Consider the following 26,723-nt stretch of genomic DNA (forward strand, 5'->3'; position numbering starts at 1 on the left):
CCCGACCCACCGGCCACGGATCCAAAAAGTTCGCTCTCACGCGCGAAAAACGGGCCTCCCACGACATAGACGCAGTGAAGGGGTCGTTACCGCGTCCCGAAGCACAACCCGAAAGGCCGCCCGTGCCAGGCAGGTTCGAGTTCGAGCGAGCGATCCGACGCAGCGGTCTCCCTCCGCTGTCGCGGCTGCTCGCGCTGACTCTCGCCACGTGGGCCGACGTCGACACCGGCGTGATCCCGGACGAACACCAGCCCGCGCAGTCGGTACTCCTGGCTGCCACCGGCATGGCGAAGTCGTCGTTCCTGACCTACCGAGGCCACCTGGTTGCTGCCGGGTGGATCTCGTATACGTCGCCGTCCATCGCCGATGCCCGGCAGAACCACGCGCAGTGCACCTACCGCATCCACATCCCGGCTGGGTCGTCAGACGACCTAGCTATTACCGGCAAATCACCGCACATGGGGGCTGGGTCGGGAGACGACCTAGGTCGTGAGACGACCCAGGCTGGGTCGGGAGACGACCTAGCCCAACCCGGCGAACCTGGACAGACGGGGGCTGGGTCGCCTGACGACCTAGGTCGTGAGACGACCACAAGAGTCCCTGGAAGAAGTAGTAACCCCTCTCTTCCCTCCAGCAGGCCCGACGTCGAGCAGGTGTGCCAGCACCTGGCCGACCGCATCGAACAGAACGGCAGCCGTCGACCCCGCATCACCAAGAAGTGGCGCGACGAGGCACGCCGCCTCATCGACATCGACGGCCGCTCGGTCGAGCGCATCATCCGCGCCATCGACTGGTGCCAGGCCGATTCGTTCTGGCGGTCGAACGTCATGTCGATGCCGGCGTTGCGCAAGCAGTACGACCGCCTGGTCCTCAAGGCCACCGAGCAGCGAGACCGCGCGGCAGCCGAGGCCGCCCGCGCCGCCGCCCGCCAACCGGCACACCAGACCTACGCCGACAACGGAGTGTTCTGATGATCGACGTCACCGACGTCCACGACTTCACGCCCGACGGCGGCGACGACGCCACCGGGCGCATGCAGCCCCACGACCTCGCGACCGAACAGGCGATGCTCGGCGCGTGCATGATCCACCGCACCGCCGCCCGAGACGTCCTCCGCGCTGTTGCCCGCGGCGACTTCTACCGCGACGCACACGGCGACATCCTTGCCGCGATCGCCAGCCTGGTGGACCGCGGCGACCCGGTGGACATGCTCACCGTCACCGCCGAACTCCAGGCCCGCGGCGACCTTGCCCGGGTCGGCGGCGCGCCGTACATCCACACCCTGGCCGCCGCGCCGCCCCCGCACGTCAACGTCGACTGGTACATCCGGCGGGTGCGCTCCCTCGCGCTGCGGCGGGCCGTCATCGCGGCCGGCGTCGACATCGCCCAGCGCGGCTACGGCACGGCGGGCGATCCCGCAGACGTCGCCGAAGAGGCGGTCACCCTCACCCGCGCGGTTCGTGACCGAGGCCGGGCGAGCGAGGACGCCCCGACCATGGACATGCACGACTTCCTGTCGGTCGCCGACGACGAGCCGGACTGGGTGCTGCCCGGCTACCTGGAGCGAGGCGACCGCGTCATCTGGACCGCCTCCGAAGGCGGGGGCAAGAGCGTGCTGCTGCGGCAGCTCGCCGTCACAGCGGCGGCCGGCGTTCTGCCGTTCGGCCGGGAACCCAACATCCTGGGGCCGAAGAAGGTCCTCGTGTTGGACTGCGAGAACAGCGAAGCCCAGTCCCGCCGGCGCTACCGCAGTCTGATGAACACCGCCTCGGCCATCCACCAGCCCGTGAAACGCGGCCAGTTGCACATCCACTGCCGGCCCGAGGGCGTCGACCTGACCCGCGCCGACGGCCGGGCCTGGCTGATGCGGCGCGTCGAGGACGTCATGCCCGACGTGCTCGTCATCGGCCCGATCTACCAGCTCCACGCGGGCGACCCGAACTCGGAGGAGCACGCGCGCAAGGTGACGATCGCGTTGACCGAGGCCCGCGTCACGGCCGGCTGTGCGCTCGTCATGGAGGCGCACGCCGCCAAGGCCACAGGGTTCGGGCCGCGGGGCCTGGCCCCGGTCGGCAGCTCGCTCTGGCTGCGGTGGCCCGAGTTCGGCATGGGCCTGCGACCGGTCGAAGACGCCACCTCGGCCGAGAACGACCGCGCCCGCCGGGTCGTGCCCTGGCGCGGCGCCCGCGACGAGCGGCTGTGGCCGCGGTTCCTGCGCGGCGGCTGGACCAGCGAGGGCGAATGGCCCTGGACCCCGTACACCCCCATCGACGCGGACCACCACGGGCGGTCCGAGACCGGAGCACTGTCGTGACCGACCGCATCGCACCCAACCCGCCGAGCCCGTACGCCACCGCCGACCCCGAGTACCGACACATGGTGTACGAGTTCCTCGGTATCTCGCCCGCCGACGGCTGCCTCACCCCCACCTTGTGCGACGAACTCGCCGTCGTGCCCGACGAGCCGCTCCGCTACAGCGACGAAACCAGGGTCCTGCCCGACGGCATGTGTCCGCGGTGCGCCGCCGTTGCCCGGGGCAACGGCATCGGCCCCGACACCCGACCCCGCACCGAGTGCACCCAGTGCGGCCACACGACCCCGTACGGCCAGCTGTGCGCGCTCTGCCGCCAGGACGCGCACGACGCCGCCCGCACCACCACCTGACCACCCGCACCACCAGGAGGACACAGCACATGGCCGGAGAGACCACCATCACGATCGTCGGGAACCTGACCGCCGATCCCGAGCTGCGGTTCACGCAGAGCGGCGCCGCCGTCGTGAACTTCACCATCGCCAGCACACCGCGCACGTTCGACCGCGAGACCAACGAGTGGAAGGACGGCGACGCCCTGTTCATGCGCTGCTCAGGCTGGAAGCAACTCGCCGAGAACGTCGCCGAGTCGCTGTCCCGAGGCATGGGCGTCATCGCCCAGGGCCGGCTCAAGCAGCGGTCCTACGAGAAGGACGGCCAGAAGCGCACCGTCGTCGAGCTGGAGGTCGACGAGATCGGCCCGACCCTGAAGTGGGCGACCGCCAAGGTCACCAAGGCGAGCCGCAGCAGCGGCCAGGGCGGCGGCGCGCGGCAGCAGGGCGGCGGCTACGGCCAGCAGGCCCAGCAGCGCGGCGGACCGCCCGCCGACGACCCCTGGGCGGTCCCCTCCGGCGGACAGCAGCAGGGCGGCGGCTGGGGACCCCCGTCCGGCGGCGGCTCGAACGAACCCCCCTTCTAGGCCGACCCGCCGGGCGCCCACCACCGGGCGCCCGGCCCCACCCCGGAGGACACCCATGGGCAGCACGCCCTACCGCATCCTCACCACCGGCTCACGCCACTGGACCGACGCCACCGCCATCAAGGCCGCCATCACCGACACCCTCACCGAGTACGGCCCGGACGCGACCGTCGTGCACGGTGCCGCGCCCGGCGCCGACACCCTCGTCGACCAGGTCGCACGCTCCCTCGGCCTGCCCACCGAACGCCACCCCGCCCAATGGCGCGCACGCGGCCGATCCGCCGGCCCCATCCGCAACCAACAGATGGTCGACCTCGGCGCGGTGGTCTGCCTGGCGTTCCCCCTCGCCGGCTCGTTCGGCACCGCCGACTGCATGCGCCGTGCCACCGCCGCCGGAATCCCGGTCCGCGTCGCACACCCGGGCCCACCGCCCGCGCCGGCCGGGCCAGGGCCCGAACTCACCGACCGCCAGGTCGAAGTCCTCGCCGACGCCGCCCGCGGCCTCAGCGTGGACGAGATCGCGGCCCGCCTCGGCATTGCCCCCGACACCGTGAAAGGCCACAGGGTCCACGCCCTCACCGCCCTCGGCGCCGACTCCATGGCCCACGGCGTTGCCCTCGCCATCGCCTACGGCCACCTGCCCGCCGACACCGCACTCACCGCCAGGAGCACGCCGTGACCTACCAGCCCCTCACACCCCACGATCCGCACTGCATCGGTATCGACTCGTGCCGGTGCGCGCCCACAACCCAATGCCCGGCCGTCCTGATCGACGGCGACGGCTACGCCCACCGCTGCATCGAGTACCCCGGCCACGGGCCCGACCACGGCTCGGACATCGACTGGGCCTGGACCGACCCGGGCGCCGGCATCACCTACAGCGTGGAGGACCTGTGACCACCGACCACAACACCGGCGCCTACCACTTGGCCGACGAAACCGGCTGTCGCCTCGACATCGACCCGATCGACCCGGACGACCGCCGCGGCGTCTCGATCCTCTCCTGCGGATGCGGCGTGTTCATCCGGCCCGAGCAGGCCGCCGAGACCATCGACGCCATCCGCCGCGGCTGCGGACTCGACGCACCGAGCGACCTGGCCGCGATCGTCGCCGACATCGACGCCGTCCGGGCGTTCGCCGTCGACCCGATCGAGGACGTCGAACACCACACCATCGACGCCCGGCTGGAGCGCATCCTGACCACGCACGGCCCCGCCCTCGTCGCCGAGGTCGAGCAGCTGCGCGCGGATGCCGCCCGGTACGACACGGCGCTGATCGAGGCCGCCCGCGACACCGGCCCGGCCGACCAACTCGTCGCCGAGGTCGAGCGGTTGCGCGCGGAGGTTGCCGTCGAGACCTCCCGCCGGGTCGCCCTCGCCCAGGCCTACGTCGATACGCGGGCCGCCGCCGAGTTGGCCACGCGGGAGGTCGGCGCTCGCGCCGGCGACTGGGCGATGCAGGCACACGCCGCCGAGCAGGCACACGCCAGGTTGCGGAACGTGGTCGCCGAGTGGATCCGTGCCGCCCGCGGTAGCCAGACCCCGCCGCCGTCCCTCGACGTCCTCGCGACCGCCCTGGAACGAGAGGACCAGGTGTCCGCAGCGACCGCCCCGGCGCCGTCCTGACACGCCGCGGGCCCGCGTCGGTGGAGGTTCGACGCGGGCCCGCGGCCCTGGGCGGTCGCGCCGGGGGGTGGCGCGACCTGGTCCTGACCGGATGCGGCCGATGTCAGGGCAGGGACGCTACGCCCGACCTGTCCAAATAGCAGCACCCATGAGCCATTTCGAGACATAACCGAAATCAGCACGACGACCAGGAGCACGACGTGAACACCGACACCGACGCCCCGCCGGCCGACGTCATCGCCGAGCACTGGGCCGACCTGCGCGCCGCCGCCGTCCCCGGCACCCGCCGGCCACGCGCCAGCCACATCGGACGGCACCTCGCGGCGGCCATCGCCGAACGCGACCGGATCGAGCGCCTGGAGCGGTCGACGCTCGGCCGCGGCGCCTCCCCGGCCGCCGCCAACCTGTCCGCCGTCGATGTCCTCCGCACGGTCGAACAGGCCGTGCTGTACGTCGAGGCCGAGACGCGCGCAACGCTCGGCCTCGCCCTGTACAGCCGGCCCGCCGGCAACCCCAACACGGTGCCGGCGGCGTGTGCCGACCTCGGCATCTACCGGGCCTGGCTCGGCCACGCACAGAACCGGTGGATCGACGACACGTTGCGGCCGGTCGCCCGCCAGGTGGTCGCGGTCCTCGGGTTCGGCGACGAACGGCCCCTGCGGCTGCTCCAGCCGTGCCCGTGGTGCGGGTCGGTGCTGATGATGCGGCCCGTGCACCCGCTCGGCCCCCACGTCGAGTGCACCGGCCGCCGGGTCATCTGCCGGGCGCCGTCGAGTACCTGGATCCAGGGGCGGCCGATGTGGCGGTGGGATGACCTGGCCGACCTCGGCCGCGCGCTCGACGCGCCGCCGCGGGCCGCCCGCGAGGAACTGGTGACCGAGGCGGAACTGGCCGGTCGGGCGCCTGGGTTGACCGAGGCCGAGCGTGACCGGCTGCGGGCCGACCTGACGCCCGACGCGGCGTGACCGGTCGTGTCCGGACACCGGGCGTCGGACACGGCGCGGTCGGTGTCCGGACACCCACCCGCCAACCGCGTGGGCGGGTGCGCCAACCGGTCGGCCCGGTCGGCAGATTGGACGCCAGAACCAACCCGTTGATCGGACACCGGCCACGGACAGGCAAGTTGCGCGGACCGGCCACGCGACCTAATCTGATCGAGTTATCCACAGCTTGTGAATCCGGCATGCCCGGAAACACTCCGAAAGCCCCGAGCCGACCGGCCGGGGCTTTCGCAGTTTCCGAGACAGCGAGCCATGCAGGCCAGGACGATGACCGCATGGGACAGTGCAACGCCCGCACATGGCGCAACCAGCGATGCGGCCGGGACGCATTCGGAACCGACAACTGCTGGGAGCACGGTGGCCGCCCAGCCGGCCGCTCAATGGGCCCGACCCGCCGAGACGCGAGGACGGCCCGCCGCCAAGGCTGGGAAGGCAGCCGCCGAAGCGGATGCAGCCTCATCGGACTGATGATCGTTACCCTGCTTCTGGCCTTGGCCCTCTCGTAACCTCGGCCGATCCGTACAACCCTCGGAGTGGCCCGGGAGTCGAACCCAGGGACATCCACACCTGGGGGCACAGTGCAGCGCATCACCCGACACGCCACCACCGCCGCCCTGGCGGCGGCACTCCTGCTCGCCACCGGCTGTAGCAGCGACGGAGACGACGACAAGCGGGCCACCACCGCCGACCCGGGCGGTCGGCTTCCCGCGGGCGCCCCAACGGCACCCCCCGCCAGCCAGGCCGCGGCAGCCACGGACACCGCCCCGCTGGAAGCGGCCGTCCGCACCTACACCGCGAAGATGTTCACCGGCGATGCCGCCAGCGCCTACGCGATCCTGTCCACTCGGTGCCAGGGCAAGACCACCACGACCGAGTACGGCGCGGTAGTTGCCCAGGCGAAGAAGGTCTACGGCGCGTTGACGGTCAAGTCGATCAAGGTCGACGAGATGAACGGCGACCGCGCCCGGGTCACGTACTCCGTGGGCGTCCCCACCCTCGACCGCACCGCCCAGACCTGGACCCGCGAGGCCGGAACCTGGCGCTGGGACGGCTGCTAGCACCGATCGACCGGCGAGGGGGTGACCATGTGCCCCCTCGCATCGACGACACCGTGCGCGCGGCGATCCTCGCCGACATCCAGGCCGGTGAACTCAGCCGGAACGCCATTGCCCGCCGACACGGCGTCAGTTCCTCGACCATCACCCTCATCGCCCGCGAAGCCGGTCACGCGAACGCGTTCGACCGGTCGAAGACCACCCAGGCCACGCGCGCGCGGGAGGTTGACGCCGCGGCGGTCCGAGCCGACCTGACCGCCCGCCGCCTCACCCTGGCCGTCACCCTCCACGATGTCGCCGCACGCGAGATCTCGAAGATGCGCGAGCCCACCACCTATTGGGACTGGGGCGGCAAGGACCACGACTACGACGAGACCACCCGGCCCGAGCCGCACGCCCAGGACCGCCGCGCCATGATGGGCACCGCCGCCCAGGCGATCGACCGCAGCCTCAAGCTCGTTCCGCCGACCGAGGGCACCGCCGACGAGTCGCGCAGCCTGATCGGGGACCTGATGGCGGGCCTCGCCCAGGACTACGCGCAGCGCCACGGCCACCGCCCGCCCGGGGACGAGCATGGCGGGGACTAGCACCCTGTCGCCGAAGCAGCGCGACAGCATCATGGAGGCCAACGCCTTCCAGAACGTCTGGGAAGGGTCGGTCCGGTCCGGCAAGACCATCGCCAGCCTGCTCCGCTGGCTGGACTTCGTTGCGCACCGGCCCGCCGGCGGCGAGCTGGTCATGGTCGGCCGCACTCGGGACAGCCTCGCCCGCAACGTGTTCGGCCCGCTCCAGGACCCGAGCATCGTCGGCGGCCTGGCCCGGGACATCCACTACACCAACGGCGCGCCCATGGCGACGGTCCTCGGGCGACCGGTGCACGCGCTGGGCGCGAACGACGCCCAGGCCGAACCCAAGGTGCGCGGGCTGACGTGCGCTGGTGCGTACTGCGACGAGATCACCACCCTGCCCGAGCTGTTCTACGACCAGCTCAACGCCCGGTGCAGCGTCGAGGGCAGCAAGATCTTCGGCACGACCAACCCGGACAACCCGAACCACTGGACCCGCAAGAAGTACCTGCTCCGACCCCGCGAAACCCGGCTTCGTTCCTGGCACTTCGTCATGGACGACAACCCGGGTCTGTCGCAGGAGTACAAGGACCGGACGAAGGACAGCTACACCGGCCTGTTCTACCAGCGGAACGTCCTCGGCATGTGGGTGCAGTCCGAGGGCGCGATCTACGACGCGTGGAACGAGGACCGGCACGTAGTCGACCAGGTGCCGTACATCCACCGCTGGTTGTGCGTCGGCGTCGACTACGGCACCGTCAACCCGTTCTCCGCGCTCCTGCTCGGCCTGGGCGACGACGACCGCCTGTACGTGGTGTCGGAGTACCGGCACGACTCCCGAGCCGCCCAACGCCAGCTCACCGACGCCCAGTACAGCACCGGCCTGCGAACCTGGCTCGCCAACGTCGAACGGCCGGGCGAGCAGGGCCGGGCCTGCGGCGTCGACCCGGAATGGATCATCGTCGACCCGTCGGCGGCGAGTTTCCGGCAGCAACTGTGGACCGACGGCGTGCCCAACGTGACCAAGGGGCGGAACGAGGTCCGCGACGGCATCCGGACCGTCGCCACCGCCCTGGCCGCCGACATCCTGCGCGTGCACTCCTCCTGCACCGGCCTGATCGAGGAGATGCCCGGCTACGCCTGGAACGACAAGGCATCGGCGGCCGGCCACGACGAACCCATCAAAACCGCCGACCACAGCGTTGACGCACTGCGGTACGCGCTGCACACCACCGCGCACGAGTGGCGCCACCTGATCCCGACCCTGGAGGCGACCCATGCCGCTGCCTGACGCCGGGGTTCCCTGGCCGCCGCCCGCGATGCGCGCCGAGTACGCCGAAATGGCCGTCAACGACGCCTGGTACAGCGGCGACCCCGCCCGGCTGCGCGCCCTCTACCACCACGACCACGGGCGACCGTCCGAGCGGCGCCGCTGGTGGCACTGGTCCGCCCGCCACGACCCCAGCCACGGCCGGCCCGACCACCGCGTACACATCCCCCTCGCCGGCGACATCGCGGGCACCTCGGCCGACCTGTTGTTCGCCGAGCCGCCCTCGTTCACCGTCGACGACACCGCGACCCAGGCCCGGCTCGACGAGATCACCCGCGGCATCGCCCGCCAACTCGCCGAGGCCGCCGAGGTCGGCGCCGCGCTCGGCGGCGTCTACCTGCGGGCGACCTGGGACCTGGAGGTTGCCCGCCGGCCGATCCTCACGGCCGTGCACCCCGACTGCGCGGTACCGGAGATGCGCCTCGGGCACCTGGTCGCGGTCACGTTCTGGCGCGAACTCGCCTGGAACGGGGCCGTGGTGCTGCGGCACCTGGAGCGGCACGAGCCGGGCCGCATCCTGCACGGCCTGTACCAGGGCACCGCCGACAACCTCGGCCGCCCGGTGCCGCTCACCGAGCACCCCGACACGGCGGGCCTGGTCGGCTCCCTCGGCGACGACGGGCAGTCGATCGCCACCGGCATCACCGACCTGACCGCCGTCTACATCCCCAACGTCCGGCCCAACCGCCGCCGCCGCGGCAGCCCGTTCGGCCGCAGCGACCTCCAGGGCCTACACCCCCTGCTCGACGCCCTCGACCACACGTGGACGTCGTGGCAGCGCGACATCCGCCTCGGCGCGGGCCGGCTGATCGTGCCGAACCAGTACCTGACGTCGCGCGGACCCGGCCGCGGCGCGGACTTCGACCAGGACCAGGAGATCTGGGCCGGGATCAACGCGCCGCCCGACGGCGGCGAGACCCTGACCATCAACCAGTTCGCCATCCGGGTCGACGAGCACGAGCGCACGGCCGCCGCCGCGATGAGCCAGGCCGTGCGGCTGGCCGGGTACAGCGTGCAGTCGTTCGGCCTGTCCGGCGACGTCGCGGTGACCGCCACCGAAGTGGCCGCGCGCGAGCGGCGGTCGCTGACGACCAGGGGCAAGAAGTCGGAGTACATGACCGACCCGATCGAGAGCATCGCCCTGGTGCTGCTCCAGCTCGACCGCGCACTCGGGTTCACCCCCGGGTTGGTGGTCGAACGGCCGACGCTGCACTGGCCGGACGGCGTGAGCGAGGACCCGAAGTCGGTCGCCGAGACCCTGTCGTTGCTGGAGCAGGCCGGGGCGATCTCGACCTGGGTCAAGGTCACGCGGCTGCATCCCGACTGGGACGACGCCGACGTCCAGGCCGAGGTCGACCGCATCCGGGCCGAGCGCGGCCTGACCGCGGCCGACCCGACCACGGTCGGCGCCGATGTCCTGCCCGACGGCGAACCGGACGACCTGGGCGACGAGTTCGAGTAGGCCGGGGGTGCGCCGTGCCCGTATCGCCCGCCGTCGCCGAGGGATTGGCCACCGTCCTCGGTGACCTGTACCGGGCGGCCGAGTTCTCCCTGATCCAGGCGATCCGGGCCGCGCTCGTCCGCAACGAGTCGCTGCCGACCTGGGCGGAGGACCGGCTGGCGGCGGTGCGCGACCTCTCGACCGCGCTGTCCCAGGTCCTCGACGCACTCGCGGTCGACGCCGACGGCACCGTGCGCCAGGCCCTGGCCACGGCGTACGACCGCGGCCAGGCCGCCGCCGTCGCCGAGATGGGCGCGGTACCGGCCGCGCAGGCCGCCGTAGCGGCCACCGTGCTGCCGACCGCGCCGGTCGTCGACCGCTTGGCCGCCGCCGTCCTGGACACCACCACGGCCGTGCACTCGTCGATCCTGCGGCAGGCGACGGACGTCTACCGGGAGGTCATTGCCCGGTCGGCGGCGGCGCCCGTGCTGGGCGTCGAGACCCGGCGGGCGGCCACGCAGCAGGCCCTGAACCAGTTCGTCGACCGCGGCGTGGCTCGGTTCGTCGATTCGGCGGGCCGCTCCTGGGGCATGGCGGAGTACGCCGAGATGGCGCTGAGGTCGGCGACCGGGCGGGCCGCGATCGACGCCCACTCGGACCGCCTGGCCGCCGCTGGTCAGCAGGTCGTCATGGTCAGCGAGCAGCCGCTGCACTGCAAACGCTGCGACCCCTGGGCGGGCAAGATCTTGTGGCGGTCGTCCGGAGCGGCTGGCGCGGTGATGCTCCAGCACGCCACGGACGGCGGCTGGGTCAGCGTCACGGTCGCCGGGTCCCTGCCCGACGCCCGCGCCCGCGGCCTGCTGCACCCGAACTGCCGGTGCAGCATCAGCGTGTACCTGCCCGGTGTCTCGACGCCGCCGCGACCGGTCCCGCACCCGGACGGCGCCACCTACGAGGACACCCAGCGCCAGCGGGCAATCGAGCGGCAGATCCGCAAATGGAAGAAGCGCCACGAGGCCGCGTTGGACGAGCCCACGCGCAAGGCCACCGCCGCCCGCATCCGCGCCCACCAGGCCGCGATGCGCGAACACGTCGAACGCACCGGCCTGCGAAGGAAATCGGAGCGCGAACAGCCGATGCGCGGCCACGGCGGTCAGGGCGGCCCGTCGTCTACGCCCACGCCGCGGCCGACCCCGGGGCCCGCACCGGCGCCCGTAACACCGCGCCCGCCGACACCTGCGGCACCGACCGCCGCCCGGTCGGTCCCCAGGCCGACCGGTTCGAACATCCCGCGCCGGGACGTGCGGCGCATGACGCAGGACGATCTGCGGGCCGAGTTCGCACAGCGCGCCGCCCAGCGGTCCAGCGCCACATCGGCCGACGACCTGTCCGGCGCGATGCTGCGCCAGGTCCGGCTGATCAAGGAGATGAAGCGGCGGCGCATGAAGAACATTCCGACCTATCAGGCAGGCAACGCCGCCGAGCAGGCGCTGATCCGCGCCACTGAAAACGACGCCACCCAGGCCCGCATCCGGCGCCTGGATTGACCAGCGCTCCCCAGGAGGACACATGCTCCGTCCGCGTATCTCCCTGCCCCCGGGCCACATCGTCGGCTACCGGGCCGATGGGCGCCCGATCTACCCGATTGCCGGCGGCTCCGGCGAGGGCGACTCCAGCGGTGCGGCCGGCGGATCCGGCGATGGCGGCCAGGGCGGCGACGCCCAGGGCTCGGCGACCGACGCACAGGGTCAGGGTTCGGAAGGGCCCGGCGCGCAGGCGTCGACCAAGCAGGCCGGGGCCGACGCGCCCAAGCCGGCCGAGAAGCCGGCCGATCCGAACACGCCGACCGTGGGCGACCTTCAGGCCAAGCTCGACGCTGCCGAGAAGCGACAGGCCAGCCAGATGGACGCCATCGCTAAGGCGCTCGGCCTCAAAAGCGAGGACCAGGCGCCCAGTCCCGAACAGCTCGCGTCGAAGGTGACCGACCTGGAGGCGACCACCCGCAGCCAGGCCGTCGAACTCGCCGTCCTGAAGCGCGCGGGCGCGCTGGGTGCCCGCGGCGACCGGTTGACCGATTCGAGGGCCTTCCTCGACAAGGTCGGCAAGCTCGACCCGGCCGGCTCGAACTTCGACGCCCAGGTCGACGCCGCGATCTCGGCCGCGCTGAAGGCGGATGCCTCGCTCGCCGTGACCCAGCCGCCGACCCGCTCGGGCGGCGACTTCAACGGCGGCCCCGGCACCAGCGGCAAGCCCAAGAACCTCAACGACGCCGTCGCGGCCCGACTGCGCGGCTGACCCAAGGAGCCCCATGCCCGTCACCCTGGCCGAGGCCAAGAACAACTGTCAGGACGACGTCGACACCGCCGTCATCGACGAGTTCCGCAAGGAATCCGTGATCCTCGACAGCCTCACGTTCGACGACGTCGTCAACCCCGCCGGCGGAGGAGCCACCCTCACCTACGGCTACCGCCGCCTGGTCACCCAGCCCACCGCGGCGTTCCGCGCCCTCAACACCGAGTACGCCCCGGCGAACGTCACCACACAGCGGTACTCGGTCGACCTGGCCGTCCTGGGCGGCTCGTTCGAGGTCGACCGGGTCATCGCGAAGATCGGTGCGGCGGCGAGCGGCGCCGTCACGCTCAACCTGTCGCAGAAGATCAAGGCGACGAACACCAAGTTCCAGGACACCGTCATCAACGGTGACGTCGCGGTCGACGCGAACAGCTTCGACGGCCTCGACAAGGCGCTGACCGGCTCGACGACCGAGTTCCGCGCCACATCCGTCACGGACTGGACCGACTTCGACACGTCCGCCCGCGCCGAACACAAGGCGTTGGATGCGATCGACGAGTGGCTGTCGCTGCTCGACGGGACGCCGTCCATCATCCTGGGCAACGCCAAGGCCCTGGCCCGCGTCCGGGCAGCGGCCCGGCGCGCGGGCATGTACACCAAGGACCCGGTCGCCGACCTGATCGGGCAGAACGGGCGGCCGATCGTCCGCGAGACCTACGGCGGCATCATCTTCGCCGACCCCGGCAACCAGGCCGGCAGCAACAACCCGATCATCCCGATCGAGGCCCGCACCGTCGGCACCGCGCAGACCGGCCTGACCGACCTGTACGCGTACCGCGCCGGCCTCGACGGGTTCCACGGCGTCTCGATCGTCGGCGGCCAGATGGTCGAGACCTGGCTGCCCGACTTCAAGACGGCCAAGGCGGTCAAGATCGGCGAAGTCGAGTTGGGGCCGATCGGCGTCGCCCTGAAGGCCACCCGGGCAGCGACCGTGTTCCGCAACATCAAGGTCCAGTGAGGACGGCATGAGCAGCTACGAGATCAGCGCGCCGGTCAGCGATTTCGCCGGGTCGGTGGCTGGCCTGAACTTCACGGCGGGCCGCGCGGTCGCCGTCGACCTCGGGCCGTCGGCGCTGGCGTACTTCCGGCGGCACGGGTACACCGTCGCGACCGACGACCAGGCGACCGAGCCGGACGGGCCGCCCGCGAAGTCGGCGGCGAAGTCGGCCTGGGTCGAGTTTGCCATGGCGCGCGGCATCGACCGGGCCGAGGCCGAGGGCATGACCCGCGACCAGCTCGCCGAGACCTACGGAGGTACCAACGATGGCCCGAGCTGACCTGAACGTGCAGACACCCGCCCGCACAGGCACGACGCCGACGTTCACCCCGGCGGTCACCGACGGGCACGCGTTCGCGAACAACGGCCGCCGCTACCTGCGGATCAAGAACACCGACGCCAGCGTTAAGACCGTCACGGTCGTGTCGCCGCCGCTGCCCGACGGCCGCGGCGTCGACCCGATCCCGATCACGGTCCCGGCGACCACGGGCGATGTGGTCACCCCGTGTTGGCCCGCGTCCTACAACCAGCCGAGCGGCAAGGTTCACCTCGACTACTCGGCCACGACGGGCGTGTCCGTCGCCGTGATCGAGATCGCCTCCGCGTAGCGGGGTGGGAGGTGACTCGACGTGGCCTATGCAACCACCGCCGACCTGACGGCGGCCTGGCCGACCGATGCGGGCCCGGTGCCGACGGACGCCGCCCGGCTGCTGGAGGACGCGTCCGACCTGCTCGACACCACCGTCCTGCTGTCCGCCGTCTACTGCACCGACGACGCCGGGGCACCGACCGACCCGATCGTGGTCGAGGCCCTGCGCGACGCCGTGTGCGCGCAGGTGCGGTGGTGGGACGAGACCGGCGACGAACTGGGCACCGCCGGCACCGTGCAGTCGGTATCCATCGGGTCGGTGTCGCTGACCCGGGCGGCGACCGCCGGGCCGGGCGGCGGCGGGGGCGACACCCTCGCGCCGCAGGTCGGCCGGATCCTGCGGCGCCCGCGGCTGGCCTACCGGTTGCAGCTCGGCGTGATCGGGGGTGCGCGCTGGTGAGCGCCGTACCGGGCTGGCTGCTGCGGCACCGGGTGCGGATCGAGCCCTACCTGGGGACGTCCGCGTACGGACCGCTGTACGGGCCCGAGACCGAGATTCGCGGGTTCGTCGACGAGGCCGTGCGGGAGGTGCGGTCGCCCACCGGCGAGGTCGTCGTCTCGACGGCCACGCTGATCATCCGGCGGGGCGTCACCTGCCCACCGCGCAGCCGCGTGACCCTGCCGTCCGGCCGCCAGACGCTCGTCATCGGCAACGGCGACCGCAACGGCGGCGGCCTGCCGACGCCCGACCACCAGGAGGTGAGTTGCGAATGACCCGCGCAACGCTGCGGCTGTCGGTCGACCAGGCCGTCAGCGGCATGAAAGAAGCCATAGCCGACGGCCTGTATCTGGGCATGGAGTACGCGCTGAGCGAGTCCCGGAAGGTGGTTCCGCTCGACGAGGCAACGCTGGAGCGGTCCGGCGTCGCCTCGGTCGATCCGGGCACGCTGACCGGCGCGGTCAGCTACTCGACGCCGTACGCCGTCCGCCAACACGAGGACCTGACGGCGCATCACCTGCCCGGCCGGACAGCCAAATACCTCGAAGATCCGTTCGCTGCGGCTGGCGATCAGATCATGGCGCTCGTCGCCGCGAAGGTCAGGCAGGTCACGCGCTAGGAGAGCTCGTCAATGGGCCTTCCCTCACGGATACGCATAGCTGCATCTCGGCCGAGATCCGTGGGGAGCAGGTAACTCACACTCACGGTCCCGTCATTGACTGTTGCCCAGGTCGGTGGGTTCTCATCGAACTCGACCAGGCCATCCGTGACGAGATTGCCAAATGCCCAGATCATCCCCCGCGGAATGGCCACCCTTTCGCGTGTTGGGTCATCGGCCAGCCAGTTGAGTGCCTGAAGCTCCAAGGGGCCGTATCGATCGTTCAACACGCCAAGGTTGATCTTGTACTGCTGCATGGCCAGACGGTCCATGTCCTTCGACAGGTCGTAGCGCGTGTGGCAGGTCGGGCAGAGCGCGATCAGGTTCTCGAACCGATGTTCACGGACCTTTTCCCACGGCACGATGTGCGCGATCTCAACGGGGTGGGCCCGACAAGTCGGAATCGCGCACCGATGGCCAGCTTCCACCAGGACTGATCGTTGCAGCGGGGCGGAAATCTTCGGACGTTCGCTCATCGACACACGCTAAGCGACGCGCACGCCGAGGGAGGTTCCTTTGGATCTGGATCTAATCGACGGCCTGGCGCGCTTGCTCGCCGCCCGCGGCCTGGTCACCTACGACCCAACCGGCGCGAGCGGCGACGTGTTCGCCGAGCACATGCCGGCGGGCCCGGACTCGGTGGTCGTGCTCGCCCTGTACGGCGGGCCCGAACCCGACTCGCGGATCCCGGTCGACGAGCCGTCTCTACAGGTCCGGGTACGCGGCACGGCCGACCCCCGCACCTCGCGCCGCCGTTCCTACGCCATCTACTCGGCCCTGCACGGCCTGACCCGCACCGCTCTGCCGGACGGCACCTGGCTGGTGCTGTGCGTCGCCCAGGCCCCGCCGGCGTCGATGGGCGTGGACGCGAACGGCCAGCACGAACACACGACGAACTACCGCCTGACCGTGGGCGCGCCCACGACACACCGCCCATGAGGAGGCACCCATGAGCCAGCGACCCATCGACGCGAGAGGCTGGGTCTACCAGGTCGAGAGCGTGCCGGACACGTGGCTCGACATCACCCACGTCAACTCGTTCACGTACAACCCCGGCGAGAACGAAGAGACTGCCGAGACGACCTGGTTCGGGTCGGACGGCTACTACGAGGAAGACGTGATGCAGAGGGGGGCGAGCCTGTCCCTGGAGGGTCAGCACGCCACCGACAGCGTCACCGGTGCCCAGGACCCGGGTCAGGCGTACATCGACAACGTTTGGGCGCTGGGCCTCGGTGTCGCCTCCCACAACCGCTTCAGGTTCAGGCACGAGACCCAGACGTCCTGGGTCGTGTGGGATGCCACCATGAGCCCCGGGGAGAAGGGCGGCGGCAACAACGACAAGTCGTCCTGGTCCGTAACTATCCGACGCTCCGGTGCCCCGATGACTATGGTCGTCGCATGAGCGAGCACGTACAGCCTTTGGAGGCCGAGGACTTCGATGCGTGGGTCTCCGAGACCAACGCGAACATCCGGCCCGCGAGCATCAAAATCGGTGGGACGGTACACGTCATGCCGGTTGGCGTTCCGATTGCCTTCACGCTCCAGACCCGGCGCTTGGCCGACCGCGAGGACGTCGGCGCGCTGCGGACCATCCTGGTACCCATCTTCGGCGAACAGGCCCTCGACGCCTGGGAGTCGACGAGTCCATTCGGTACCGAGGCACTGCCGGTTCTGTTGCGCTGGTGTGGCGCGAACATGGCCAAGCCCGGCTCGATGAGCATCGCCGAGGCCGCCGCGTCGGTCGAAGAGGACGACGCGGGAAAAGCCCCGAAGAACAGGGCCGAGAAGCGAGCCGCCGCCAAGAAGACCAAGAGTTCTGGCAAGCGGTCCTGACCCACTGGCGCGTAGTTGAGGCCGATCTCCGACGCGAGTACGGCCTCGATCCGCATGCCGTACGGCGCCTGACCACACGCGAGTTCGGTGTCTGTCTCGGCGGCCTGTCCGGCGACGCCCTGTTCCGCGAGGCATGGCGCCGCACCCCGCGGCGGGTCGTCGACCCGGCGGAGATCGCAGCGATCACCGGCATCCCCAGCACCTGACGCAGCACCACGGGAGGTGACGACCCGTGGCGTTGAACGTGGGCGAACTCGTCGGGTTTGCCAGCCTGGACACGCGCGACCTGGACCGCGGCGCCGGTCACGTCACGGCCGTAATGCAGGGTCTCGCGGGTGACGTGACCCGCACGTCCGAGCAGGCCGGTACGGGCGCCGGGCAGGGCCTGATCGGGCGCCTGGTCGACCAGATTCGGGCGGGCGCCGCCTCGGCAGTGCAGAGCCTGGCGAACGTGCTCGCGCCCGGGTCGACGCAGGCCGGCAACCAGGCTGGCGACGCCACGGCCGCCGCGCTCCAGGCCCAGCTCGACGCCGGCGCCCGCCAGGCCGGGGCGAGTGCAGGCAACGCGCTCGACGCCTCCCTGACCTCCGGCGCTCGGCAGGCCGGCGACCAGGCGGGCAACGCTGGCGGCGACGCGCTCGGCAACAGCCTGGAGGCCGAGGCCGACCAGGCGGGCGACGCCGCGGGCGAGGCAGCGTCGGGCGGGCTGAAGACCAAGCTGGTCGCCGGCGCCGCGGTCGCCGGCGTCGCCGCCGGGGCGGCCCTGTTCAAGGGCATGTCCGAGGCGATGGACCAGGAGAAGGCGAACGACGTGCTCGCCGCCGAGCTGGGCGCATCGCCCGAGATGGCACGCGAGTTCGGCGGCATCGCCGGCCATCTGTTCAGCCGGGCATACGGCGAGAACATCACCGAGGTCAACGACGCGTTGCGCGGCGTGTGGTCCCAGGGCCTGGTCGACGAGGACGCGGCGGGCGCCGACATCGAGCGGGTCACGGCGCGGGCGATGGACGCGACCACGATCCTGCGCGAAGACATCGGCAAGACGACGTCGACCGCCGGTCAGATGATCAAGACCGGCATCGCCAAGAATGCCGAGGAGGCATTCGACATTCTCGTTCGAGGCGCCCAGCAGGGCGTCAACAAGAGCGAGGATTTGCTGGATACCTTCAACGAATACCCCACGCAGTTCCGGAAGTTGGGGCTCGATGCGACAACCGCGATGGGCCTGCTCAGTCAGGGGCTGAAGAACGGCGCGAGGGACAGCGACCTCGTCGCCGACGCGCTCAAGGAATTCTCGATCCGCGCGATCGACGGCAGTAAGGGCGCCTCGGACGCGTACAAGGCCCTCGGCTTGGACGCCGAGGCGATGACGGCAAAGATCGCCCGCGGCGGCCCGGAAGCGTCCGCCGGCCTGCAAACCGTCCTCGACAGGTTGCGGGCCATGAAGGACCCGGTGGAACAGAACGCCGCCGCCGTGGGCCTGTTCGGCACCCAGAGCGAAGACCTGGGCAAGGCGTTGTACGCGCTCGATCCGTCCACAGCCGTGGCCGCCATGGGTGATGTGGCCGGCGCTGCCGACCGGGCGGGCAAGACCTTGCACGACAACGCCAGCACCAAGATCGAGGCGTTCAAGCGCAAGTTGACCCAGGCGTTCGTCGAGACGTTGGGTGACAAGGTGCTGCCGCGCGCCGAGGACTTCGCGCGGGCGATGAAGGACAAGTTCGGGCCGTCCGTGCGTGATGCCGGACGGTGGGTGCGGGACGACCTCATGCCGGTCCTGCGCGACATTGCGGGCTGGCTCAATGACCATGTCGTTCCGGCAGCGGTCACCACAGGGCGCGTGATCAAGGACGACGTCGTACCGGCGCTGAAGGACGCGAAGACCTGGGTCGAGAACAACAAGGAACCGCTGCTCGCCGTCGCTGGCATCATCACGCTGTTCCTCCTGCCCGCGATGGTCGCGGCCGGTGTCGGTGCCACGGTGAGCGCGGCCACGCAGGTGACCGCGTGGGTGCTGACCCGCACGACCGCGACTACATCGGCCATCACTTCGGCTGCTGCCCACTGGACGACGATCGCGGGCTGGGTCGCAGCCGGCGCGGCGGCCACCTGGAACGCGGCGGTCATCGTGGCCGGTTGGGTTCTGATGGGCACTCAGGCGCTGATCCGCGGCGCGCAGATGGCGGCGGCCTGGATTCTGGCGATGGGTCCGATTGCGTGGGTGACGGTGGCGATCATCGCCATCGCCGCGCTGGTCATCTACTACTGGGACGAGATCGTCGCGGGTACGAAGCGGGCCTGGTCGTGGGTGACCGGCAGCGTGGCTGCGGCCTGGCAGTGGATCAAGGACACCGTGGCGTCGGGCGGCCGTTGGGTCTCGGACAAGACATCCGACATGGCATCGGCCGTAACCGGGTTCTTTGGGTCGATGGTGACCGGAGCGCAGGACAAGGGACGCGCGCTGGTCGACTGGCTGCGCGGTCTCCCGGGGGACATGCTGCGGGCGCTCGGCGACCTCGGACGGCTGCTCTGGGATGCCGGCACCAAGGTCATGCAGGGCCTGCTCGACGGCATCAGTTCGAAGGTCAGCGCGGTGAAGAGTCTGCTGTCGAACATCACGGACATGATCCCGTTCTCCAAGGGTCCGCCCGTGAAGGACGCCAAGCTGCTGACTCCGAACGGCAAGCTGATCATGGCCGGACTCATGCGCGGCATCGACTCGCAAACCCCCGCGCTGCGGGCCCAGTTGGCGGGCCTGACCGCGTCGATGCCGTCGATGGCGGCGCCGCCGCCGCGGATCGCCTCGGTCGGCGGCACCACCCCGGTCGCCGCGGACCGCACGGGCCCGATGGTGCAGATCAACGGCGGATGGCACTCGGGCGGCGAATCACCCGATCAGCTCGCCGCCGCGCTGGACTGGCAGATGCGCGGACGGGGGTGACGGAATGGCCGGCGAGTTCGTCACCGGACCGGGACTGATCCAGTTTCGTGACCTGGTCCTCGGCCCGGATCCGCTGCGCTGGCGCGGCCTGGAGGGGTGGCAGGAACTGCCGTCCTCCGACGACGCGTCGGCGCCACGGTCGGGTCAGCACGGGACGTTGCCGGGACCGCTGCTCGCGCAGGCCCGCACGGTCACCCTCGACGTCCTGATGCGCGTGGCCGGCGATCCGGGGGCGGTGGTCGATCGGATCGAGCGCGCCACAGCACTCGTCGACGACGAGACCCCGCTGGTCGTGTGGCTCGATTCGCGCGGGCCCCGAATGGTGTTCGGCCGGGTGGTCCGGTGCCGGATCCCGGTCGACCGCGCGTACCGGATCGGGACCGTGGTCGGCATCCCGATTCAGTGGTCGTGCTCGGACCCGCGCCGGTACGGACTCGCGGAACAGTCTGCCGTCACCGGCCTGCCTCAGGCGGAGGGCGGGTTGACGTTCCCGTTGACGTTCCCGCTCGACTGGGGCACGCCGGCCGTCTCCGGCACCCTCACGGCCGTGAACTCCGGCTACGCGCCGACGAGTCCGATCGTCGAGTTCGTCGGGCCGGTCGACACGCCGGCGATGGTGCGCCTGTCCGACGGTACGCGCCTGGAGTACGACCTGGTGCTGGGCGCGGGCGAAACCCTCACCGTCGACACACGCTCTCAGTCGGTGCGCCTGGCCGGCGCCGACCGGTTGTACACGGCTACCAGCCGCTCCGTGCCGGAGGAGTGGTTTCGCCTCGAACCCGGAGCAACGGACCTGGCGTTCAGGGCCGCGCCCGGTTCGACCGATCCCGCCGCGTCCATGACGGTGCGCTGGCGGTCTGCCTACTGGTGACCTGGAGGTCAGCGTGACTGTACGTGTGAGTTGGCTGTACCCGTCGCCGGCGGGTCCCGCCGGCGGGCAGTCCCGCGAGGACACCCGGCTCAGCCCGATCGGCACGATGTGGCCGACCGGCCCGACGACGACCCGGTCCGGCGTGATCCCCGGCGGGTCGCCGCTGGCGCTGTCCGGGTCCGGCATGACGGCGACGATCGGCCTCGGGCGGGCGGTTGTGCAGGGCACGGCGGCCCAGGGTGCCTATGCCGCCGCCGTGACCGCGCCGCATGCGGTGACCCTGGCCAATGGGCACGCCAGCCTGCCGCGGATCGACGTGATCGCACTGCGCGTGTACGACACGGTGTACGACGCGTCCGGGCAGAGCATCGGTGACGTCGTCGTTGTGAAGGGCACGGAAGCGGCATCGCCGACGGCGCCCGCGATGCCGTCGCCCACGACCATGCCGCTGTACCAGATCACCGTCCCGGCCGGTGCGAGCGCGGGCACGGGCGGTCTGACGTGGGGCGGCGCCACCGACCTACGAGTCTGGACCGTCGCCGCCGGCGGGGTGCTTCCCGACCCGGCCGGGACGGCACCCGGTGGCCACACCGACCAGCTCCGTATCCGCGCGGGCCGCATCGAGCGGTGGACCGGGTCGGCCTGGACCGAACTGGACCTGCCGTCGCTGCTGGCCGCGAGTACCTGGGGTGCCTGGACGGCGTATACGCCGACGTGGACGGCACAAGGGGGGTCAACGGCGCTCGGGACGGGGGGCTCGATCAGCGGCGCGTACTGCCGGACCGGGCGGATGATCACAGCCCGGATCGCGATGAAGATCGGCACGTCCGGATACTCCGGCGGGACCGGGTCGTGGAGGTGGTCCCTGCCCGTGACACCGGTCCTGCCCGCCGGGGCGCTGATGCCGTCCGGGATCGCACATGGTCAGGACGCTGGGGTTGCCAACTACACCGGCGTCGCGGATCTCACGTCGTCCGGTATCGAGATCTCCTCCCACACGGGGATCGCTCCCTGGAACCCCACGTTGCCGTTCACCTGGGGCGTAAACGATCTGGTCGGCATCCAGGTGACCTACGAGGCCACATCGTGACGGCCGCCTATCGCGTGCTTTTCACCGACCTCCGCAGCGACCAGGTCCTGGACGCGATCCCCGTCGATGGCATGTCCTTCGACGACTACATCGGCAAGTCGGGCAGCCTGCGGGCGTCGATCCCGGTCACGTCGGCGGAGATGGCGCGCCGCGTGCAGCTGCTCGTACCGGCCCGCACAGCAGTGTGGGTGTACCGCGGCGGCCAGGTCTGGTGGGGCGGCATCGTGTGGCAGGCCACGCCGACGGTCGGCGACCGCGGCGCGGCGGCCTATTCGATCCAGGCCGCGACGTGGGACAGCTACCTCGACCGGCGCGTCCTGATGACCACGTACGAGACCCCGCCGGGCGGCGTCGACCAGCTGGACATCGCGCGCGAGCTGGTCGCGTACACGGCCGAGCAGCCGGGCGGGGACATCGGCATCACCATCGACTACGGCCAGGTGTCCGGGATCGTTCGGGACCGGACGTACAGCCGGTACGACCAGCCGCGCATCCGGCAACTGCTCGACCAACTCGCGGCCGTGCAGGGTGGGTTCGAATGGCGAATCTCCAGCGAACTCGACGAGTTCGGCGCCCGAGTCAAACGGCTTGTCCTCGGCTATCCGAGGATCACCGCCGGGTCGACCGACGTGGTCCTGGACTACCCGGGGCCGATCCGGGTGTACTCGGATCCGGAGGACGGCGGCGGCCGCGCGACGCACTGGCAGAGCCGCGGCGCGACGACCAACCGCAACCAGGCCGCCGACTCGAACCCCATGCTGACCGACGTCCAGGAGGTCGCCGGCGCGATCGACGCCGGGTGGCCGCGGCTCGACGGCACCAGCGACCACACCACCGTCGAGGACCCGGCGACCCTGCTCGGGCACGCCCAGGCCGACCTCGGCCGGGCCTGGACGCAGACCACGATCCCCGAGATCACCATCACCCCGGGCGACCGCCTGTCGCCGGCGATGCTCGGCGCGACGGTGCGGGTGCGCCGCCGGGACCTGTGGCACCCGGCCGGCGACGACCGCCGGTACCGCGTGGTCGGCATGTCCGTGACCCCACCGACCCGATCAAGCGGCGAGACCGCGAGGTTGTTCCTGGAGGCCGCCTGATGCCCGCGATCCCCACCGATCTGCTCGACCGGATCCGGCGCCTGGAGGACGCCGTTCGTATCCTCGCCGGCCGGGCCAACATCCGGCCGGCGCTCGACGAGATCCTGGCCGGCCGGGTCCGGATCGGCGAGGGCGGCACGCTGTGGGTCGAGGCCCCCAACGGCGAGGTCGTCCTGGCCACCGGGTTGTACGCGGCCGGCAAATACGGCGTGTACGCGGGTAGGTCCGAGGGCAGCGGGGCCGCCCTGGTGATCGGCGGCGAGGACGCCGGCATTCCCCAGATGATCCGGATCTTCCCTCGGCCGGCGGGTCACGGGGCGATCGTGATGGACGACGCGACCGACGACGGCTGGCTGGGCCGGCCGTGGCTCCCGTACCCACTGCCGGCGTCGGTGTTCGCAACCGACTGGCCGTCGACCACGGGCGGTTCGTGGGGCGCGGTGTCCAGGTCGTACGCGCCTCGGCAGCACTCACACATCGTGGTGTTCGGAAGCGCCTACGCCGACACCGGTACGAGCGGGCAGATGCGGCTGGTCATCAACGGCACCCAGTACGGACCCACCGTGACGGCACCGAGCGGGGGTTTCGGGTCGCTGGATTGGCGCGGCCCGCTCGGTGCGGGCGCATGGGGCGATCTGCTGACGATCGAGGTCCAGTGCCAACGCACCGGGGGCGGCGGATCCGTGTACGCCCATCTGTCCGAACTGTACGGAGTGAACTCGTGAGCACCGAGCCCGAGCCCGACATCGATCCTCGGCCGGCCGTCCCTCGTGCCGTCCCGACCGCGCATCCCGACCCCCGCGCCGGCTGCGGCGCGCCGCTCGACCCGCCCGAGGCCCCCTCGGCGTCCGATCCCCCCGACCCGGTGCTGCCGCAACCGGCCGCGACCCCCCAGGAGGCACCCTGATGGCCTGGTATTCCGGCGCCACGAAGCGCGAGCTGCAACCCGAGTCCGATGCCCAACCGGTCATCCGCCCCACGCAGTTGATCCTGCACTCGATCGCCGCGCCGTGGTCCGGTGAGCGGATGTACGAGTACTGGCGCGACTCGACCAACCTCGAATCCCACTTCGGCTGCGCGTACGACGGCGGCCTGTTCCAGTTCGTCGGCACCGAGACCCGCGCCGACGCGAACGCGTCGGCGAACCGGCGGGCCGACGGCACCGGGGCGGTCAGTGTCGAGACCGCGTCCAACCTGGAGCACACCGATCCGTGGACCGACGCCCAGGTCGCGAGCCTGATCCGGCTCGGGGTGTGGATGCACCAGCAGCATGGTGTGCCGCTGCGGATCTGCCGCACCTGGGACGACCCCGGGTTCGGCTACCACCGCTTGTTCGTCCAGTGGTCCGTCGGCGGCACCGCGTGCCCCGGCGACGCCCGGGTGCGGCAGTTCCGCGACCAGATTTTTCCGGGCATCGTCGCGCGCGCGACCGGTGCCACCAACCCCCAGGAGGACGACATGCCCAGTGCTCAGGAGATCGCCGCCGCTGTGTGGGCGTTTACCGTCCCGAACGAGGCGGCCAACGACGCGCCCGTATCGACCGGCACGATCATGGAGTGGCGGGACGAGCAGACGCTGGAGACGTGGCGGCGGATCGACAAGCTCACCGCCGCCGTGACCGAGCTGACCGCCGAGGTCAAGAAGGGACGGGCGTGATGGCCATCTCCGGCGCGAATCGGCGGATGATCCGCACGTCGGTGCAGTGGGTGATCTCGGCCGCCGCTGCGGCGCCGCTGATCGTCGATGCGTCCGGGATTCCGGAGGCGACGCCGGGTGTTGCTGTGGGCCTGGCGGTCGCTGCTGGCCTGACCCGGGTGATGGCCCTGCCGGCGGTCGATCGGCTGCTGCCGTCGTGGCTGCGGGCGGTCGACCCGCGCGCCGACATACGGCCGGCGCTGGACGGGAGGCGCGAGTGACGACGCCCACCGCACTACCCGACCCGGCCGCGTCCGGCTCGGTGTCCGTCGCCCTCGAACTCGCCGAGCTGCGGCGGTCGGTCGACGTCGGCAACGCCACCGTCCAGGGCCAACTCGCCCTGTTGGTGCAGCGGACGGACCAGACCGATCGGCGGATGGAGGATCACGAGTCCAGGCTGGACGCGCTGGAGCGCAACCGCTGGCCTCTGCCCAGCATCGCGGCACTGTGCGGCGTCGCCGGCTTGGCGGTGGCCGCATGGCAGGCCACCGGCCGCTGACCGCGCACGACAACGGCCCGCCCCTCATCTCGGGGGCGGGCCGGCTTCGTCGTGTCCGGCTACCGGTCGGTGTTGTCGCCGCGGACCAGCCGCCGGTAGGCCCTGGCCTCGGCCGCCGCCGAGGTGGCCGGCCCGGCGGTGATCGTGTTGATCAGCGCGGTGCGCATCGTGGCCACGGCGGCGGCCGGTGGCGTGGCGGTGCCCGCCGTCAGAACGATGTCGGCGGCCCGCTCGCGGCTGATGCCGGCGATGCGGGCGAGGGCGGGGACCGGGACACCGGCCGCGTGCGCGGCGGCGATGGCGGCGTGGGTCGCCGGGTGGGCGGTGCCGTGCGCGCGTGCCGCGTCGGCGACCGCGTCGAGGGCCTGGCTGCGGTGGGTGCTCACCGGGTCGACGACCTGGCGGCGGCTGGGACGGGTGACGTCGCGGTGCCGTTGCAGGAGTACGGCGACGGCTCGGACCGTGGTGCGTGTCGTCGCGGCGATCTCGGGCGTCGGCACGTGGTGTTGGTGCGCGTCGATGATGGTGGCGTGCAGGAGCGCGGCGGCGGCGCGCAGGGCGAGCCGGCAGCGGCGGCGCTCGTCGACGGTCTCGGCCGCCGCCAGGTCCCGCGCCATCTCGGCGCGGGTGGCAGCAGCGGCGGCCAGGTGTTCGAGCACGGCCTTGCGCGCGCGGGCCTGGTCGACGGCCGCCGCCCGGGTCACCGGTCCGCCGCCCGGGTCGCGACGTGCCGCGCGATCTCGCGGTCGGCGAGCGCCGCCCGAATGCCCTCGCTGTCGAGCCAGCCGCCGATGCGGTCGTGCAGCGCGGCGACCTGGTCGATGCTGTAGCCGGTGACGGGCGCCGGGTCGAGGCACAACCGCGGCTCGGGCACGGTGCCGGTGGGGATCAGGTCCAGGCGGTGCCGGGCGATGTCGTCGAGGAGGATCTTGCGGTGGTGCTCCTGCAAGTTGATGATCCCGCGCGGCTCCGGCTGGTCGCCGTCGATGGCGGAGATGTACAGCCGCAGCCGGAGGCCGGTGCCCTCTCGGTGTAGGCGGGCCCGGCAGGGTGGGCGGTCCTCCGGGCGCGGCGGCCGGAGGAGCGTGCCCGCGAGGATGCCGACGTCGGCGTCGGAGAGGTGGAACGCGGCGCGCTCGTAGGCGGGGACCGCTGCCGCCGCGGGCGCCGTCGGTCCCGCGCTGAGGGCGGCGAACACGTCCAGGCGCCACGGCCGAGGGTGGTCGGCGGGTTCGAGGTGGATGCTCCAGGCGGCCAGCGACACGGTCACGGGTGCTGCCTCGACGTCGGTCATGCGGGCTCCAACGCGGTGTGGGTAACGCGGGGCGGGGCCGGTGCCGCCATCGGGGCGGCG

At 71.6% G+C, this 26,723-nt stretch carries 35 protein-coding genes; 32 read left to right on the plus strand and 3 right to left on the minus strand.

From position 1 onward, the window contains the following. The first annotated feature begins 122 nt into the window (after positions 1–122). The 20 genes from EMA17_RS08400 to EMA17_RS08495 all read left to right on the plus strand — a co-directional run bounded on the left by EMA17_RS08400 (position 123) and on the right by EMA17_RS08495 (position 15,304). Positions 123–971 carry a phage replication protein O gene (locus tag EMA17_RS08400; protein WP_126636284.1) on the plus strand — a complete coding sequence of 283 codons (849 nt, stop codon included), beginning with the start codon at positions 123–125 and terminating at the stop codon, positions 969–971. Beyond that, positions 971–2,314 carry an ATP-binding protein gene (locus EMA17_RS08405; protein WP_126636285.1) on the plus strand — a complete coding sequence of 448 codons (1,344 nt, stop codon included), beginning with the start codon at positions 971–973 and terminating at the stop codon, positions 2,312–2,314. Before EMA17_RS08400 ends, EMA17_RS08405 begins: the two co-directional genes overlap by 1 nt. Continuing rightward, complete coding sequence (locus EMA17_RS08410; RefSeq protein WP_126636286.1) at positions 2,311–2,664, plus strand: hypothetical protein; 354 nt, start codon at positions 2,311–2,313, stop codon at positions 2,662–2,664. Before EMA17_RS08405 ends, EMA17_RS08410 begins: the two co-directional genes overlap by 4 nt. Before the next feature lie 29 nt (positions 2,665–2,693). Next, positions 2,694–3,230, plus strand: a complete 537-nt coding sequence (locus EMA17_RS08415) for a single-stranded DNA-binding protein (RefSeq protein WP_126636287.1) — start codon at positions 2,694–2,696, stop codon at positions 3,228–3,230. Between the two features lie 55 nt (positions 3,231–3,285). Then, complete coding sequence (locus EMA17_RS51670) at positions 3,286–3,909, plus strand: SLOG family protein (RefSeq protein ID WP_160161345.1); 624 nt, start codon at positions 3,286–3,288, stop codon at positions 3,907–3,909. Next, positions 3,906–4,127: a hypothetical protein gene (locus tag EMA17_RS08425; protein WP_126636288.1), complete on the plus strand. Its 222-nt coding sequence runs from the start codon at positions 3,906–3,908 to the stop codon at positions 4,125–4,127. Before EMA17_RS51670 ends, EMA17_RS08425 begins: the two co-directional genes overlap by 4 nt. Further along, the gene (locus EMA17_RS08430; RefSeq protein ID WP_126636289.1) at positions 4,124–4,855 is read left to right on the plus strand and encodes a hypothetical protein; all 732 of its coding nucleotides are present in this window, start codon (positions 4,124–4,126) and stop codon (positions 4,853–4,855) included. The genes EMA17_RS08425 and EMA17_RS08430 overlap by 4 nt, the downstream gene beginning before the upstream one ends. 200 nt (positions 4,856–5,055) lie before the next feature. After that, positions 5,056–5,820: a hypothetical protein gene (locus EMA17_RS08435; RefSeq protein WP_126636290.1), complete on the plus strand. Its 765-nt coding sequence runs from the start codon at positions 5,056–5,058 to the stop codon at positions 5,818–5,820. A 614-nt stretch (positions 5,821–6,434) separates the two neighbouring features. After that, entirely contained in the window at positions 6,435–6,914 is a 480-nt protein-coding gene (locus tag EMA17_RS08440; RefSeq protein WP_126636291.1) for a hypothetical protein, read from the plus strand. A 29-nt stretch (positions 6,915–6,943) separates the two neighbouring features. Further along, positions 6,944–7,498, plus strand: a complete 555-nt coding sequence (locus tag EMA17_RS08445; RefSeq protein WP_246126534.1) for a helix-turn-helix domain-containing protein — start codon at positions 6,944–6,946, stop codon at positions 7,496–7,498. Beyond that, on the plus strand, positions 7,485–8,768 hold the full coding sequence (locus EMA17_RS08450; RefSeq protein WP_126636292.1) for a PBSX family phage terminase large subunit: 1,284 nt from the start codon (positions 7,485–7,487) through the stop codon (positions 8,766–8,768). The genes EMA17_RS08445 and EMA17_RS08450 overlap by 14 nt, the downstream gene beginning before the upstream one ends. Further along, complete coding sequence (locus tag EMA17_RS08455) at positions 8,755–10,269, plus strand: phage capsid protein (RefSeq protein WP_174861330.1); 1,515 nt, start codon at positions 8,755–8,757, stop codon at positions 10,267–10,269. The genes EMA17_RS08450 and EMA17_RS08455 overlap by 14 nt, the downstream gene beginning before the upstream one ends. A 14-nt stretch (positions 10,270–10,283) precedes the next feature. Then, positions 10,284–11,795, plus strand: coding sequence for a phage minor capsid protein (locus EMA17_RS08460; protein WP_176605549.1), 1,512 nt, complete (start codon positions 10,284–10,286; stop codon positions 11,793–11,795). 22 nt (positions 11,796–11,817) lie between these two features. Beyond that, positions 11,818–12,543 (plus strand): hypothetical protein, encoded by a 726-nt coding sequence (locus EMA17_RS08465; RefSeq protein WP_126636293.1) that lies wholly within the window; start codon positions 11,818–11,820, stop codon positions 12,541–12,543. Positions 12,544–12,556: 13 nt separating this feature from the next. Then, the gene (locus EMA17_RS08470; protein WP_126636294.1) at positions 12,557–13,558 is read left to right on the plus strand and encodes a major capsid protein; all 1,002 of its coding nucleotides are present in this window, start codon (positions 12,557–12,559) and stop codon (positions 13,556–13,558) included. Positions 13,559–13,565: 7 nt separating this feature from the next. Further along, positions 13,566–13,877, plus strand: a complete 312-nt coding sequence (locus EMA17_RS08475; protein ID WP_126636295.1) for a hypothetical protein — start codon at positions 13,566–13,568, stop codon at positions 13,875–13,877. Continuing rightward, entirely contained in the window at positions 13,864–14,205 is a 342-nt protein-coding gene (locus tag EMA17_RS08480; protein WP_126636296.1) for a hypothetical protein, read from the plus strand. Before EMA17_RS08475 ends, EMA17_RS08480 begins: the two co-directional genes overlap by 14 nt. A gap of 21 nt (positions 14,206–14,226) precedes the next feature. Beyond that, positions 14,227–14,646 (plus strand): hypothetical protein, encoded by a 420-nt coding sequence (locus tag EMA17_RS08485; RefSeq protein ID WP_126636297.1) that lies wholly within the window; start codon positions 14,227–14,229, stop codon positions 14,644–14,646. Next, a complete protein-coding gene (locus EMA17_RS08490) occupies positions 14,643–14,960 on the plus strand; it encodes a hypothetical protein (protein WP_126636298.1) in 318 nt (105 codons plus the stop codon). The genes EMA17_RS08485 and EMA17_RS08490 overlap by 4 nt, the downstream gene beginning before the upstream one ends. Beyond that, positions 14,957–15,304 (plus strand): hypothetical protein, encoded by a 348-nt coding sequence (locus EMA17_RS08495; RefSeq protein WP_126636299.1) that lies wholly within the window; start codon positions 14,957–14,959, stop codon positions 15,302–15,304. Before EMA17_RS08490 ends, EMA17_RS08495 begins: the two co-directional genes overlap by 4 nt. Here EMA17_RS08495 and EMA17_RS08500 read toward each other — a convergent pair. Then, positions 15,301–15,819, minus strand: a complete 519-nt coding sequence (locus tag EMA17_RS08500) for an HNH endonuclease (RefSeq protein WP_126636300.1) — start codon at positions 15,817–15,819, stop codon at positions 15,301–15,303. The two genes, EMA17_RS08495 and EMA17_RS08500, sit on opposite strands and share 4 nt — an antisense overlap. A 40-nt stretch (positions 15,820–15,859) precedes the next feature. On the opposite strand from EMA17_RS08500, the gene EMA17_RS08505 reads away from it, so the two are divergent. From EMA17_RS08505 to EMA17_RS08560, 12 genes are all read left to right on the plus strand, one after another. Beyond that, a complete protein-coding gene (locus tag EMA17_RS08505) occupies positions 15,860–16,282 on the plus strand; it encodes a minor capsid protein (protein ID WP_126636301.1) in 423 nt (140 codons plus the stop codon). A gap of 10 nt (positions 16,283–16,292) precedes the next feature. Next, positions 16,293–16,745, plus strand: a complete 453-nt coding sequence (locus EMA17_RS08510; RefSeq protein WP_126636302.1) for a phage tail tube protein — start codon at positions 16,293–16,295, stop codon at positions 16,743–16,745. Continuing rightward, complete coding sequence (locus EMA17_RS08515) at positions 16,742–17,176, plus strand: hypothetical protein (RefSeq protein ID WP_126636303.1); 435 nt, start codon at positions 16,742–16,744, stop codon at positions 17,174–17,176. The genes EMA17_RS08510 and EMA17_RS08515 overlap by 4 nt, the downstream gene beginning before the upstream one ends. A gap of 232 nt (positions 17,177–17,408) precedes the next feature. Then, positions 17,409–20,117: a phage tail tape measure protein gene (locus EMA17_RS08520; protein WP_126636304.1), complete on the plus strand. Its 2,709-nt coding sequence runs from the start codon at positions 17,409–17,411 to the stop codon at positions 20,115–20,117. A gap of 4 nt (positions 20,118–20,121) precedes the next feature. Then, positions 20,122–20,988 (plus strand): phage distal tail protein, encoded by an 867-nt coding sequence (locus EMA17_RS08525; protein ID WP_126636305.1) that lies wholly within the window; start codon positions 20,122–20,124, stop codon positions 20,986–20,988. Between the two features lie 13 nt (positions 20,989–21,001). Next, a complete protein-coding gene (locus EMA17_RS08530; protein ID WP_126636306.1) occupies positions 21,002–22,078 on the plus strand; it encodes a hypothetical protein in 1,077 nt (358 codons plus the stop codon). Then, positions 22,075–23,175, plus strand: a complete 1,101-nt coding sequence (locus EMA17_RS08535) for a hypothetical protein (protein WP_126636307.1) — start codon at positions 22,075–22,077, stop codon at positions 23,173–23,175. The genes EMA17_RS08530 and EMA17_RS08535 overlap by 4 nt, the downstream gene beginning before the upstream one ends. After that, a complete protein-coding gene (locus tag EMA17_RS08540) occupies positions 23,175–23,900 on the plus strand; it encodes a hypothetical protein (protein ID WP_126636308.1) in 726 nt (241 codons plus the stop codon). The genes EMA17_RS08535 and EMA17_RS08540 overlap by 1 nt, the downstream gene beginning before the upstream one ends. Next, positions 23,897–24,082: a hypothetical protein gene (locus EMA17_RS08545; RefSeq protein ID WP_126636309.1), complete on the plus strand. Its 186-nt coding sequence runs from the start codon at positions 23,897–23,899 to the stop codon at positions 24,080–24,082. The genes EMA17_RS08540 and EMA17_RS08545 overlap by 4 nt, the downstream gene beginning before the upstream one ends. Next, positions 24,082–24,831 carry a peptidoglycan recognition protein family protein gene (locus tag EMA17_RS08550; protein WP_126636310.1) on the plus strand — a complete coding sequence of 250 codons (750 nt, stop codon included), beginning with the start codon at positions 24,082–24,084 and terminating at the stop codon, positions 24,829–24,831. The genes EMA17_RS08545 and EMA17_RS08550 overlap by 1 nt, the downstream gene beginning before the upstream one ends. Further along, positions 24,831–25,091 carry a hypothetical protein gene (locus EMA17_RS08555; protein ID WP_307721538.1) on the plus strand — a complete coding sequence of 87 codons (261 nt, stop codon included), beginning with the start codon at positions 24,831–24,833 and terminating at the stop codon, positions 25,089–25,091. The genes EMA17_RS08550 and EMA17_RS08555 overlap by 1 nt, the downstream gene beginning before the upstream one ends. After that, positions 25,088–25,369 (plus strand): hypothetical protein, encoded by a 282-nt coding sequence (locus tag EMA17_RS08560; protein ID WP_246126535.1) that lies wholly within the window; start codon positions 25,088–25,090, stop codon positions 25,367–25,369. The genes EMA17_RS08555 and EMA17_RS08560 overlap by 4 nt, the downstream gene beginning before the upstream one ends. 59 nt (positions 25,370–25,428) lie before the next feature. Here the strand turns inward: EMA17_RS08560 and EMA17_RS08565 are convergent, their stop codons facing one another. After that, positions 25,429–26,073, minus strand: a complete 645-nt coding sequence (locus EMA17_RS08565) for a hypothetical protein (protein WP_126636311.1) — start codon at positions 26,071–26,073, stop codon at positions 25,429–25,431. After that, on the minus strand, positions 26,070–26,663 hold the full coding sequence (locus EMA17_RS08570; RefSeq protein ID WP_126636312.1) for a hypothetical protein: 594 nt from the start codon (positions 26,661–26,663) through the stop codon (positions 26,070–26,072). Before EMA17_RS08570 ends, EMA17_RS08565 begins: the two co-directional genes overlap by 4 nt. Positions 26,664–26,723: the final 60 nt, after the last annotated feature.

It is taken from the genome of Embleya hyalina, from assembly GCF_003967355.1.
Lineage (GTDB): Bacteria > Actinomycetota > Actinomycetes > Streptomycetales > Streptomycetaceae > Embleya > Embleya hyalina.